This is a genomic window from Thermoanaerobacterium sp. R66 (assembly GCF_028895185.1).
Lineage (GTDB): Bacteria > Bacillota > Thermoanaerobacteria > Thermoanaerobacterales > Thermoanaerobacteraceae > Thermoanaerobacterium.
In genome coordinates, this window is the sequence record NZ_JAEUWW010000001.1 from 804,867 (window position 1) to 818,518 (window position 13,652).

At 33.8% G+C, this 13,652-nt stretch carries 15 protein-coding genes; all 15 read right to left on the minus strand.

Going from position 1 to position 13,652, the window contains the following annotated elements:
* Positions 1 to 15: 15 nt before the first annotated feature.
* Entirely contained in the window at positions 16 to 420 is a 405-nt protein-coding gene (gene flgD / locus JJQ93_RS03945; protein ID WP_085111980.1) for a flagellar hook assembly protein FlgD, read from the minus strand.
* Between the two features lie 13 nt (positions 421 to 433).
* On the minus strand, positions 434 to 1,741 hold the full coding sequence (locus JJQ93_RS03950) for a flagellar hook-length control protein FliK (protein ID WP_274892816.1): 1,308 nt from the start codon (positions 1,739 to 1,741) through the stop codon (positions 434 to 436).
* 15 nt (positions 1,742 to 1,756) lie between these two features.
* Positions 1,757 to 2,338 (minus strand): MotE family protein, encoded by a 582-nt coding sequence (locus JJQ93_RS03955; RefSeq protein WP_274892817.1) that lies wholly within the window; start codon positions 2,336 to 2,338, stop codon positions 1,757 to 1,759.
* A 3-nt stretch (positions 2,339 to 2,341) separates the two neighbouring features.
* Positions 2,342 to 2,773 (minus strand): flagellar export protein FliJ, encoded by a 432-nt coding sequence (locus JJQ93_RS03960; protein WP_274892819.1) that lies wholly within the window; start codon positions 2,771 to 2,773, stop codon positions 2,342 to 2,344.
* Between the two features lie 25 nt (positions 2,774 to 2,798).
* Complete coding sequence (gene fliI, locus JJQ93_RS03965; RefSeq protein WP_274892821.1) at positions 2,799 to 4,115, minus strand: flagellar protein export ATPase FliI; 1,317 nt, start codon at positions 4,113 to 4,115, stop codon at positions 2,799 to 2,801.
* A complete protein-coding gene (locus JJQ93_RS03970) occupies positions 4,105 to 4,872 on the minus strand; it encodes a FliH/SctL family protein (RefSeq protein ID WP_274892822.1) in 768 nt (255 codons plus the stop codon). The genes fliI and JJQ93_RS03970 overlap by 11 nt, the downstream gene beginning before the upstream one ends.
* Positions 4,865 to 5,881, minus strand: coding sequence for a flagellar motor switch protein FliG (fliG, locus tag JJQ93_RS03975; protein ID WP_464849787.1), 1,017 nt, complete (start codon positions 5,879 to 5,881; stop codon positions 4,865 to 4,867). Before fliG ends, JJQ93_RS03970 begins: the two co-directional genes overlap by 8 nt.
* A gap of 11 nt (positions 5,882 to 5,892) precedes the next feature.
* Positions 5,893 to 7,401, minus strand: a complete 1,509-nt coding sequence (fliF, locus tag JJQ93_RS03980; protein ID WP_274892823.1) for a flagellar basal-body MS-ring/collar protein FliF — start codon at positions 7,399 to 7,401, stop codon at positions 5,893 to 5,895.
* 24 nt (positions 7,402 to 7,425) lie between these two features.
* Entirely contained in the window at positions 7,426 to 7,713 is a 288-nt protein-coding gene (fliE, locus tag JJQ93_RS03985) for a flagellar hook-basal body complex protein FliE (protein ID WP_085111987.1), read from the minus strand.
* Between the two features lie 10 nt (positions 7,714 to 7,723).
* Positions 7,724 to 8,173 carry a flagellar basal body rod protein FlgC gene (gene flgC / locus JJQ93_RS03990; RefSeq protein WP_085111988.1) on the minus strand — a complete coding sequence of 150 codons (450 nt, stop codon included), beginning with the start codon at positions 8,171 to 8,173 and terminating at the stop codon, positions 7,724 to 7,726.
* Between the two features lie 2 nt (positions 8,174 to 8,175).
* Entirely contained in the window at positions 8,176 to 8,586 is a 411-nt protein-coding gene (flgB, locus tag JJQ93_RS03995) for a flagellar basal body rod protein FlgB (RefSeq protein WP_014758641.1), read from the minus strand.
* A gap of 223 nt (positions 8,587 to 8,809) precedes the next feature.
* Positions 8,810 to 9,568, minus strand: a complete 759-nt coding sequence (gene codY, locus JJQ93_RS04000; RefSeq protein WP_274892824.1) for a GTP-sensing pleiotropic transcriptional regulator CodY — start codon at positions 9,566 to 9,568, stop codon at positions 8,810 to 8,812.
* 13 nt (positions 9,569 to 9,581) lie between these two features.
* Positions 9,582 to 10,964 carry an ATP-dependent protease ATPase subunit HslU gene (gene hslU, locus JJQ93_RS04005; RefSeq protein WP_274892825.1) on the minus strand — a complete coding sequence of 461 codons (1,383 nt, stop codon included), beginning with the start codon at positions 10,962 to 10,964 and terminating at the stop codon, positions 9,582 to 9,584.
* A gap of 13 nt (positions 10,965 to 10,977) precedes the next feature.
* A complete protein-coding gene (hslV, locus tag JJQ93_RS04010; protein ID WP_085111992.1) occupies positions 10,978 to 11,508 on the minus strand; it encodes an ATP-dependent protease subunit HslV in 531 nt (176 codons plus the stop codon).
* 85 nt (positions 11,509 to 11,593) lie between these two features.
* Complete coding sequence (gene topA / locus JJQ93_RS04015; protein ID WP_274892826.1) at positions 11,594 to 13,651, minus strand: type I DNA topoisomerase; 2,058 nt, start codon at positions 13,649 to 13,651, stop codon at positions 11,594 to 11,596.
* Position 13,652 lies beyond the last annotated feature (1 nt).

Here is a 13,652-nt window from a genome sequence, read left to right on the forward strand (position 1 = left end):
TTAAAATTATTTTAATTAGTCGGATACAGAAGTTACAGAATCCAATGACACATCAGTTCCATTGATTTCTAAATACAAGTTGCTGCCATCAAATTTCACTGAATCAACTTTCCCTGTGACGGTAGAACTGGAACCATTTGAATCCACACTTGCCGTAACCGTCTTCCCTAATAAACTATAAGCTTTAACAGCACTAAAACTTTCATTTAGATTTTGCATTTGCTCTAATGCTGAAAATTGTGCCATTTGAGCTATAAACTCTTTGTCATCCATCGGATTTAAAGGATCTTGGTTCTCCAATTGAGTAACAAGCAACTGCAAAAATTGATCTTTGCCTAATTCGGAATTTGGATTAGTAACTTTAGTTCCATCAGTATATGTATTAATATAACTATTATCATAATTTGTATTTATTGCCATGATATCACCTCCTTCAAACAACAACATCTACATGATCGTTAGATATGCTATTTAATGTTGAATAAGTTTGCGTTTGAAAATCCGCGTCATCGTAATCTTCATAATTAATGCGCATCTTGCTATTGTTAGGACTTTTATATTTTTGACTGCTATCCTCTTGTCCACTGTACTGAGATGCAAATTGCATATTTCTGTCTATCGAAACATTGAAACTATCTATTTTTATGCCCTTTGATTCAAGCTGATTATTTAATATGTTTAAATTTGCCTCAATCTGGTGTTTCACTTTTTCATTATCAGTTAAAATGTTAGCCGTCAAACTACCATCTACAGATTTTATGTTGATTTCTAAATTTCCTAAAAAATCCGGCTTAAGCTGAATTTTTATATTTGACTCTGTTTCTGTTTTAGTTATATTGACGTTTTTAACAATTTGATCGATTATATCATTTATCTGTACGTTGTTTTTAGAATCTATATTACCTTCTAAAGCCGTTACTTGTTTGCTTTGAACAGTATTAAAAGCAATCAAATTGTCACTCTTTGCTTCCATCAATTTACTGTCATTTATTTGCTGAGATGTATTATCTGATTTTTTAGACAATAATTTATTACTTATTTCTAAATTAGCATCCTTTTGAGTTCCATTTAAATTATCATTTTGACTTTGATTTTCATTTTGTGATAAATTGCCATTTTTAGTTTCTACTTTTGTATCGACAACCATTTTAGAATCATATGCATTTGTACTGGATTTTGCATTTCCATTGTCATTAATGGTTGTCAACTGTTTTTGTACATCAACATCACCTGAACTCTGATTTGATTTATTTATTACATCATCTTTAGCTGTATTGTTAACATCCAACGTAATAACATCAGATTTCATTTTAGATAAATCAACATTTTTTAACGCTTTTAAAACTTCATTAGCGTCAATGTTTAAGTTATATTTATCATTCAAAGTTTTTGTAATAATTTCTGCCAATTTGCTTAAGTTTATTTTAGCCCCATTTTGACTTGTAATCATATTATTTAACTGATTTAATATGCTTTCTTTCAGAGATTCCAAATTATCTTGATTTGCTGATAAATTTAAATTGAAACTATTATTTATTAAATTTAAAATCATTGCTATCATATCTGATATTTGTTTGTCATCTAAAGGTGCACTTCCATCGACATTTTTTCCGTCGCTTTTGATTGCGCTATTTTTGATATTTTTGATAATGTCTTTGAAATCTGAAACTTTTTTGTTTAGCGTTTTACCATCACTTTTTACCTGCACAGAACTACTTAATATGTTCATTACCTGCACCACTCTATCATCTCCTCTCTATGGGGAACTAGAAGCATTTGCATAAAGTATCTTCGTTATATCAGCCGCCTTTTTAGGATCCAACTGTTCAAGTATCTTAGATGCGTTATCTTTATTCATATTGCTTAAAATGCCTATTAAAACATTGTTGTCCGTTATTTGATTCAATATGTTAGCAGCATTATCAGGATCCATGCTTTCATAATACGTAGCTAATGTCTTTAGATCCGTTTTTTTTGTGTTTGACTGCGCTTTTAAGCCATTTATCTCATCTTGCTGTTTTTGAAGTTGTGACTGCAAATCTTCAATAGTTTTTTCTTTATCACTTAAAGCGGATTGAACGCTTTGCAATTCTTTTTGCTTTATGCTAAGCTCTTCATTTAATTTTTTTATTTCATCTGCGTAATTAGTCGCAGGTTTGACTTGAATTAAACCTTTTAACACAGGCACATTGCTTAAAATTTTTAATGTATGATTGCTGATTCCACCAATATTAAAATAAAACAACAAACCGACTAATAAAACTACAAATAATACAATAAATACAACTATAAATAGTCGCAATGGGCTTCTTCCGTTTATGGATTCTTCTTTTTCCATCGATTAACCTCCTAAAGTAGACCTGGCTGTTTTGTACGATATCTGTTCATCGATCATCAAATTTTGTTCTATCACCGTTTGATACTTGTACTCTTCATATTTCTTTTCTTTCAGGCTTTCCAAGGCTTCTTTTTCCTTGCTAACTTCCATCAGATTATGCCTCTCTTTTTCGATTTCTTCTTCTATCTCTTTTAGAATGGCTTTTTGCTGATTGTATTTTTCGTAAAGAGATTCTATGTACAAATTAAATTGTCTTAAATTCATTGCTGAAGTGCCTAACGCCTTATTCTCTTCACTTTCTTTCGTTGTTTTTTCTATTATATTTAAAATTTCAATTAATTTATTTTTTTGAACTTCGTATTTTGAAATCAAAATTGCCATTTTTTCCTTTTCCATCTTTTGCCTTTGCTCTTTTATATTTAAAACTGTCTCCAAAGTGTACCTGAATTTTTTCACATTATCACCTGTTCAATATATTTTTTAGCATGTTTATTTCGTCGTCAAAGTCATATTTTTCATCTGTCGATTGCTTTATGTAATTTATCATGTCATCATGAAGTAGTATAGCCTCATCTATTTTAGGATTGCTGCCTCTTGCATAAGCGCCAATATTTATTAAATCTTCAGATTCTTCATAAACAGACAATATGTTTTTAAACCGCAACGATAAATTTTTATGTTCATCAGAGACAATGTCATTCATAACCCTGCTGATGCTTGATAAAACATCTATGGCTGGATATTGACCTTTATTTGCCAGCTTTCGCGATAAAACGATATGCCCATCCAATATACCTCTTACTGCATCTGTTATTGGCTCATTTAAATCGTCGCCATCTACTAAAACTGTGTACAAAGCCGTTATTGAACCATGTTTTGAAGAACCAGCTCTTTCTAATAGCTTTGGAAGAACCGAAAAAACTGACGGAGTATAACCTCTTGAAACAGGTGCTTCGCCTATTGATAGTCCAATCTCTCTCTGAGCCATAGCAAACCTTGTTACAGAATCCATCATAAGCAATACATCTAAGCCCTGATCTCTGAAATACTCTGCAATAGACGTAGCCACCATAGCCCCTTTGACTCTCATCAATGCAGGAGTATCAGACGTAGACACTACCAATATAGATCTTTTTAGTCCGTCCTCTCCTAAGTCCTTCTCAATAAATTCATTAACTTCCCTTCCTCTTTCACCTATTAGTGCGATAACGTTAATATCAGATTTCGCATTTCTGGCTATCATTCCAAGTAAAGTGCTTTTCCCAACACCACTGCCTGCAAAGATTCCTATTCTCTGACCTTTACCACAAGTAAGTAAACCATCTATGGCTTTTATGCCTAAAGTCATCACTTCACTTATTCTCTTTCTTTCAATCGGATTCGGAGGTGTATTGTTGGCACTGACTAACTTTTTGCATTTTATTGCACCTTTTCCATCAATCGGATTGCCTAAGGCATCAATAACTCTCCCCAACAATTCTTCTCCTACTCCAATTTTTAATTTTTGCCCTGTAGATACAACGCTATTACCTGGACCTATGCCATCCATATCTCCTAAAGGCATCAAATAGACTTTATCATCTTTAAATCCCATTACTTCTGCATAGACAGTAGCACCATTTATTGATCTTATTTCACAGACATCTCCAATATTAGATATAGGGCCTACACTTTCAATTGTTAAGCCAACAATTTGGCTTACCTTGCCATAATACTTGATAAAATTTTTGTCTTGCAATATAGCTTTGCACCTATCAACAAAATTACTATTGCTCATTTAAAACACCTTTTAATGCTTCTCTAATGCTTTCTATTTGGGTTTTTAATCCAGAATCAATCATCCCTGACGGCGTCTGTACAATGCAATCGTACTTGTCGAGGGAAATATCCCTTACAATGTTTACGTCATCAATAAATTTCAAACTTTTCAATAACTTATCCTTGTTTTTGGATAGAAATTCATAATCTTCGTCACTAACTCTAATAGTTACCACATTAGATGCTTCATAGTTTTCTAAACCTTTCTTAACAAGATTAATCACTAAATCTTTATTCTCTTCGATATTAAGATCAATTATTTTCTTTACGCAGTAAATTACAGTTGAAACAATATCGCTTTCAATCTCCTTATGAAGATTTCGCTTTTCGTCTGCAATCATTTCTTTAATCTCTCTTGCCTCAGCTAATAATCCGTAAGTTTGGCTTTTACCATCTTCAAGCCCTTTATTCAAGCCATCATCATAGCCTCTTTCATATCCTTCTTTGTACCCATCTCTCTTAGCATTTTCCTTTATCTCTTCAGCTATTTCTTTTGCTTTCTTTATAAGATTTTCTGCCTCATCTTTAGCAGTTTTAATAATTTCATTTTGGATAATGCTTATCTTCTCAAGTCGCTTTTTAAATTCCATATATTTAAAAGACTCATCTATATTAAGTTTATCATCAGTAAGCTCTCTCACTTTTTCCACATGAGGCTTATCAATAATCACAGGAGATGAATTTACACAATCCTCATTTTTAAGTATTCTATACAATTATTTCATCACCTCCACCTCTGGATATGACTATCTCGCCTGCTTCCTCTAACCTTCTTATAATATTGACAACTTTTTGTTGTGCTTCTTCAACATCTTTTAATCTTACAGGACCCATGTATTGAATGTCTTCTTTAATCATATCTGCCAACCTCTTGGACATGTTGCTGTAAATAACTCTTTGCACTTCCTCATTAGAACCCTTAAGCGCAAGGGCAATATCGTGATTGTCTACTTCTCTTAAAACCCTTTGTATAGAGCGGTTATCCAATGTTATAATATCTTCAAATACAAACATGCGTTTCTTTATTTCTTCTACAAGCTCTATATCTTTTGTCTCCAGTGTATCAATGATATTCTTCTCTGTAGATCTATCAACTGCATTTAAAATATCTACAATCGTCTGTATGCCTCCTGTAGACGTGTAATCTTGAGTCACCAAAGAAGATAGTTTCTTTTCCAGTATGCGTTCAACCTCTTTCACAATCTCTGGCGATGTAGCTTCCATTTTTGCAATTCTCATTGCAACATCCGACTGTATCTCTTCAGGCAACGATGACAATATAACACCTGCTTGTTGTGGCTTTAAATACGACAATATCATCGCTATTGTTTGAGGATGTTCATTTTGAATAAAGCTCAATATTTGAGATGGATCTGCCCGCCTTACAAAGTCAAAAGGTCTTACTTTAAGTGTTGACGTAAGCTTGTTTATTATCTCTAAAGCTTGCTGAGAGCCGAGAGCTTTCTCCAAAATCTCTTTTGCATAATCGATGCCACCTTCAATTATGTATTCTTGTGCAATACACATATTATAAAAATCATCCAGTATTTTGTCTTTCTCCTCGGGAGATATATTTCTTATATTAGCTATCTCCAATGTCAATTGCTCTATTTCTTCTTCCTTTAAATGCTTGTAAATTTGTGCTGCTGTCGAAGGTCCTAAAGCTATTAAAAGCATTGCACTCTTTTGTTTGCCTGATAATGTACTTTTCGCCAATGTAGACATCACCATCCATTCTATTCTTCATTTAGCCATGTTCTAATCAATTGAGCTACTATGTCTGGTTTTTGCTTAATAAACTTCTCAATTTGCTTTTTCTTTTCATCTCTCTCGTCATGTACTTCTATATCCTCTAAAGGCTCAACCATAGATATGGCTTCTTCTAATTTTGCAGAAGGCACAGCAAGTTTGCTTCTCTTTTTCATAGCATAGAAGACACCTCCAGCTAAAGCCAATACACCTAATACGATAAGCCATACGTATGGGAAAGACTGTTTCCCATTATTTTTCATTTGATTCAATAAATCGTTGTTAAATTTTATTCCCATAACCGAGACAGATACGTTCTTACCTCCAGCGGCATTTGAAACAAGATCTGTAAGCTGCTGTTTCATAGCTGGAGTCAAATTACTGTTGTTTACTACTACGCTTAAAGATATGTTTTGTATTTTACCTTGTGCTGAAGTTAACGTCGTCTTTATCTGATTTATCTCATAATTTATGGTCGTATCTGTCTTGCTATAACTTGAATTTCCATTATTTTGAGTGGTATATGTAGTGCTGCCTGGTGGATTGTTTGTCGCAGTACCGGCTGGTGCTCCATTGCTGGAACCATTGGCTATCTCTTTTATTGTCTGTGTGCTTCTTATAATCCCATTGTTGTCAATCACTGGCTGCCATTCTACTTTGTCTTGCACCTGTTTATCAAAATTCAAGTTTACACTGGCTCTAACTATGACATTTCCTGGCCCAAAAACTTGTTCTAAAAGGGACTGAATATTATTTTGTAAATCATTTTGTACTTTCATTTGAAGGGCATACTGCGAACTTGCCCCATCAAGTGAACTGTCATTTTGAGCTACCAACACTTTCCCATTTCCATCAATAATCGTAACTTTGTCAGGACTTAATCCTTGAACGCTTTTAGATACAAAGTTTGTTATTCCGTTTATCTGCTGATTTGTCAATGTGACGCCGGGTTTTAATTGCAGCATAACTGCTGCTGTCGAAGAATTGTCGCTATTAGACAGCACAAAATTACTCTGATCTGGTACGACTATATTCACTTTCGCGTCCTGTACACCATCTATTGTCTTCAATGTATTTTGTATTTCATTTTGGACAAAATATATGTACTTCTCTCTTCTCTCTTGATCCGTAGTAGCTAATGAATTATTCATTGCATCGCTAAAGCTAAAACCATCTTGTGGTATCCCTTCTGTTGCAAGTTGCATTCTCGCCTCATCTTTGTACTGGGCAGGCACTAATATTGTGCTGCCATCTCCTTCAATTTTATAGGGTATTTTCAATTCGTTTTTCAATTTGTCGACTACAGTACCTGCATCTTTTGTACTTAAACCAGAATACAAAACTTCGTAATTAGGCCTATTTAAAATGTACAGAAGCAGTGCAATACTTCCTATTAATAATAATGCAATAATACCTATTTGAATTTTTTGCTTTTTATCAAACTTATTCCAAAAATTGTCTATCTGCTCACGTATGTTATTTATAAAAACGGGCATTAATTCACCTCATCTCAAAGCATTTTAAACTGGCATTCTCATTATCTCCTGGTAGGCATCAAGTATCTTATTTTTAATCTGAATAGTAAGCTCCAATGCTATATCGGCTTTGGTAGCATCAATCATCACATTGTGTATATTATTGATGTCACCTGTTACTAACATTTGATCATCCTGCTGCGCTTTAAGTTGCAAATTATTCACATCTGAAATAGCTGTTTTTAAAATATCTCCAAAAGAAGAAGCGTTACTTGTTGCGCTTGAAGTACCAACACTACCAACAGCACTTATCTGGGAAATAGGATTTATCATAATCAACCACCTAAGCCTTTCCAATTTCTAATGCTTTTTCTATCATGGATTTGGTTGAATTAACTGCAGTCACATTGGCTTCATATGCCCTTGTAGCAGAGATCATATCAACCATTTCAGAAACGATGTTTACATTAGGATAATTAACGTATCCAGTGCTATCTGCATCAGGATTACCCGGATCATACACGCGGTTAAAAGGCGTCTTGTTGTCCTCCTCAATAGATACGACTTCAACACCATTTCCAACTGTTGATGAACCTCTTGCAGCATTTAACATATCGCTAAAGCTATTTTGATTATCAATTTCTTTTAAAACCACAAGCTTCCTTCTATAAGGACCGCCATTAGACGTCCTCGTTGTATCTACATTTGCGATGTTTTGAGAAATGACATCCATTCTAAGCCTCTCAGCCGTAAGGCCTGTAGCGCTTATATCAATAGAATTTAAAAATCCCACCGTTAATTACCTCCATCTTTTATCGCTGTAAGTAGAGAATTCAATTCACCACTGACTCTTTGAGCCAACGCATCATAATAAAGCTGATTTTTTGCAAGATTCGACATTTCTACATCAATATCAACATTATTGCCATCTAACCTCATAGATGTACTATTATCCTGAACAATTTGCGGTTCAATATTGTCTATGGATGTCGAATTAATAGGTATATGATTTTTATCCGTAACAAAACCGGCTAATTTATTAGAATTTATAGCATCATTTAAAATGCTTTCAAAATTCACATCAGATCTTTTAAAACCTGGGGTATCCACATTGGCTATATTATTCGATATGACTTCATTTCTAAGCTCTGAAGCATCTAAGGCTTTACTCATAAGATCTACTGTATTAAAGTTGATTCCCAGCATTTATATTCCTCCATTTCAATAATACTATTATTCGACATAAAATTGCATTTTCCTTCAAAAAATATTCAAAAAAGTAGATTATTTTGACATAAAAGCTATGTTATAAATAATGAAAGAAATATATGTCAGTATTTATCAAATTTTGTCAAAATATATTATATCACTGGATGATTTTAAAGACCATAAGAAAAAAGTCCTAAATTTACTTAGGACTTTTTTCGCATTATCTTTTTAATTTTTTAAGCTCATCTATAAGTTTATCATTCAAAATTTTTATGTGGGTTCCTTTCATTCCTAACGATCTGGATTCAATAACACCAGCACTTTCAAATTTTCTCAAAGCATTAACAATCACAGACCTTGTTATCCCGACTTTATCGGCAATCTTGCTGGCTACAAGCAAACCTTCATTTCCATCCAACTCTTCAAATATGTGAATCACAGCTTCTAATTCTGAATAAGATAATGTTGCCAAAGCCATCTGTACTACTGTGCGTTTCCTTTCATCTTCCTCCATTTCATAATTCTTAGATCTCAGTATTTCTAATCCTATAACTGTAGCACCGTATTCAGCTAAAATAATATCATCATCAGTAAATTTATCTCCTACTCTTAAAAGCATTAAGGTGCCCAGTCTATTTCCTCCACCAAAAACAGGAACTATAGTTTCAAAAACATCGCCTTTTTTTATAAGCATGGCTTTGCTTTCTTTAGTCAAATTTACAGACGTTTCTGCTATCTTTAAAAGCTCATCATTAAAATCTTCTGAAAGCTGCAGCCCTTTTACTATCGATTCATCTATATCTCCCACAAATTTTTCTATATTTTTCCCTAAGAGCTTGCCTCTCCTGCTTACTATAAAGACATCGCAGTTGATAACATCCTTCAGTATCTCAGACAATTCATTAAAATCAACTGGCTGAACACCTGTCTTTTGAAGTACCTTATTTACCTTTCTAATTTTCTCTAATAGTATCCCCATTATTATCCTCCTCTTAAAGTATGTATTTGTTAACATCAAATTTGTTTAAATTATCTTTTAGCTGTTCATTGATATAATTCTTATCGATAATCACTTTGCCACCAGTTATGTCAGGAGCTTCAAACGATAGCTTTTCAAAAAGCTTCTCCATTACCGTGTGTAACCGTCTTGCACCTATATCTTCAGATTGTTGATTTATTATATAAGCAATTTCTGCAATCCTATCTATTCCATCATCTGTGTATTCAACTTCTACCCCTTCAGTGCTCAGTAATGCCGCATACTGTTTTGTCAGTGCATTTTTAGGCTCCTTCAAAATCCTTATGAAATCTTCTTTAGTTAGAGGTTTAAGCTCCACTCTTACAGGAAATCTTCCTTGTAGCTCAGGAATTAAGTCACTTACCTTAGACACATTAAATGCACCTGCAGCTATAAAAAGAATATAATCCGTTTTAACAGGACCGTATTTTGTCATAACCGTGCTGCCTTCCACTATAGGCAATATATCCCTTTGAACTCCTTCTCTAGATACATCTGGACCATTAGTGTATCCGCTTCCAGCAATTTTGTCAATTTCATCTATAAAGATTATTCCATCTTGTTCTGTTCTCCTAATAGCTTCATCAATAACTTCATCCATATCAATCAAATTTTGGGCTTCTTCAGATTCTAAAATTTTCTTCGCTTCACCTATAGGAACTTTTTTATACTTCTTTTTTTTAGGTAAAATATCAGCAAACATATCCTGCAAATTGATATTCATTTCTTCTGCACCTATGTTTGAATACATTTCTAAGATAGGTGAGGAAGAATCTGTTATCTCAATCTCAATTATCCTATCATTTAATTCTCCTCTTCTAATTTTTTCTCTTAATTGCTCTTTTTGCATTCTTATTTCTTGCCCATCATCATCGTGAGTATCCTCATCGCCTTGTGCATTAAACAAAAACTCAAACGGATTTTTCTGTCTTTTGCTTTTTCTGCCATTTATCAAGTAATCTAATATTCTCTCTTCTGCAAGCTCTTTTGCCCTTAACATGACATTTTGCATCTTCTCCTGCTTAACCATCCGAATGGCCGACTCAAGCAGATCTCGTATCATCGACTCTACATCTCGTCCAACATAACCGACTTCTGTAAACTTAGTAGCCTCAACTTTAACAAAAGGAGCTTCGATAAGTTTTGCAATTCTTCGTGCTATTTCCGTTTTTCCTACGCCTGTAGGTCCAATCATCAAAATATTTTTAGGCGTTATTTCATCCTTTATTTCATCTGGTAGCAAATTTCTGCGATATCTATTCCTAAGTGCTACAGCCACAGATCTTTTTGCCAAATCTTGACCAACTATATATTTATCAAGTGCGTCGACAATTTCTTTTGGAGTATAATTCTTCATGCTAAGTCCCTCCTTACAAGCTTTCTACTGTTATATGATCGTTTGTATATACGCAAATTTGAGATGCAATCTCAAGGGACTTTCTCGCGATTTCATCTACCGGCAAATCTGTATTGTACCTTAGGGCAAGTGCTGCCGACATTGCAAAATTTCCACCGGAACCAATCGCAATTACATCGTTATCTGGCTCAATCACTTCGCCATTGCCAGAAATGACTAAGGTGACATTTTTATCTGCTGCAATTAAAAGTGCCTCTAACTTTTTTAGAATTTTGTCTTTTCTCCATTCCTGTGCAAGCTCAACAGCAGCTCTTTTTAAATTTCCACCATATTGCTCTAACTTTTCTTCAAACATTTCAGATAAAGTAAATGCATCAGCTACTGATCCAGCGAAACCAATCAACACCTCATCATTGTACAACCTTCTGATCTTCTTAGCTCCGTGTTTTAAAATTGTATTTTCACCAAATGTTACTTGCCCATCACCAGCCATTGAAACTTTATTGCCGCGTCTTACGGCAACTATAGTAGTACCTTTAAACAAACTTTCACCCCCCAAAAAACAATATAATATTAACACAAAATTTATAACATTTCAATAATATTTCAAAATTTTTTATATATTTAAATTACTTTACATAATCACAATTACTGCATTTGATAATCTTTCGCCCTTTTGAATACTTCTCAACAAGCAAGGCCCCACATTTGGGACATGTTTCTGATATAGGTCTATCCCAAAACATAGTGCCACAATTGGAGGAATTTTCACATGCATAATAAATCTTACCTTTTTTGCTTTTCTTAATGATTATTTTGCCTCCACATTTAGGACATGTAACACCAATTTCTTCGTACAATGGTTTAGTATTTTTACACTCCGGAAATCCCGGACAAGCTAAAAATTTACCATAACGGCCGTATTTTATAACCATATTTCTGCCGCAGAATTCGCATTTAATATCAGTTTCTTCATCTTTTATTTCAATATCTTTCATTTGTTCTTCTGCTATCTTTAGTGAATCATTAAAACCATTGTAAAATTCATCGATGACATCACACCACTTTTCAATTCCTTCTTCTATTCTGTCCAGTTGCTCCTCCATTTGAGCTGTAAATTTTACATCTACTATGTCTGGAAAGAACTCTTTCATTACATCTGTTACAATGAATCCCAATTCCGTAGGTTTAAGATTTTTCTTTTCTTTTATCACATATCCTCGCTCTAACAATGTAGATATTATAGGAGCGTAAGTGCTTGGCCTTCCTATACCTTTTTCTTCAAGCTCTTTTATCAGTGTAGCTTCAGTATATCTTGCAGGTGGCTGCGTAAAATGCTGTTCTGGCTTTAGTTCTTTTAATTTCAAAAAATCTCCGCTATTAAGCATTGGAAGCATCTTATCTTCATTTTCATTTTCCTCATCATCTGTGTAAACCGCCATAAAACCAGCAAACTTAATTTTAGAGCCACTTGCCTTAAACACATAATTTTTATTAATAATATCAACATTCATCGTATCATATAAGGCCGGTGACATTTGACTTGCCAAAAATCTGCTCCAAATCAATTTATACAATTTATATTGATCTGGCTTTAAGGAATCCTTAATTTTTTCAGGGTCTAAATCTATATATGTAGGTCTTATAGCTTCATGAGCATCTTGAACATTCCCTCCCTTTTTTGAATATGTAGCATTTGGATTTGCATATTCCTTTCCGTATTTCCGCAATATATACTCATAGGCTGCTTTTTTAGCTTCATCTGAAACTCTTGTCGAGTCTGTTCTCATGTAAGTTATTAATCCGAGGCTGCCTTCACCTTTTATTTCTACACCTTCATAAAGTTGCTGTGCAATCATCATGGTCTTTTTCGCAGTAAAACCCAATGTTTTTGAGGCTTCTTGTTGCATTGTGCTTGTTATGAAAGGAGGCGAAGGATTTCTCTTTTTCGTACCTATTTTAACATTTTCTACTACATAATCGTCTGTCAAATCTTCTACTATTTTATTTACATCATTCTCATTTTTTAACTCTACTTTTCCATCTTTTGTACCATAAAATTTTGCTTCAAAAGACTGTGTCTTTTTTTCTTTATACAAATACGCCGATATGCTCCAGTACTCCTCCGGTTTAAAATCCTCAATTTCCTTTTCTCTATCACAAATCAATCTTGTTGCTACTGATTGAACTCTACCTGCACTCAAGCCTCTCTTTATTTTTTTCCAGAGCAAAGGACTTATATTATAACCTACAAGTCTATCTAAAATTCGCCTAGCCTGCTGTGCGTCAACCAAATTCATATCTATCTTCCTTGGATTTTTAATGGCATTCTGAATGGCATTTTTTGTTATCTCATGGAACTCTATCCTGCATTTTTCATTAATATCAATATTCAATAAACTTGCCAAATGCCATGATATAGCTTCCCCTTCCCTATCCGGGTCTGTTGCAAGGTAAATTTTCGATGCATTTTTTGCCTCTTTTTTTAACTTCTCGATTATCGGTCCTTTTCCACGAATCGTTATGTATTTTGGTTCAAAATTTTTTTCAATATCTATCCCAAGCTGACTTTTAGGCAAATCCCTTATATGCCCCATAGATGCTTCGACCTTATAATTTTTGCCTAAATATTTATGTATTGTTTTAGCCTTAGAAGGCGATTCTACTATTACCAAAGATTTTTCCATT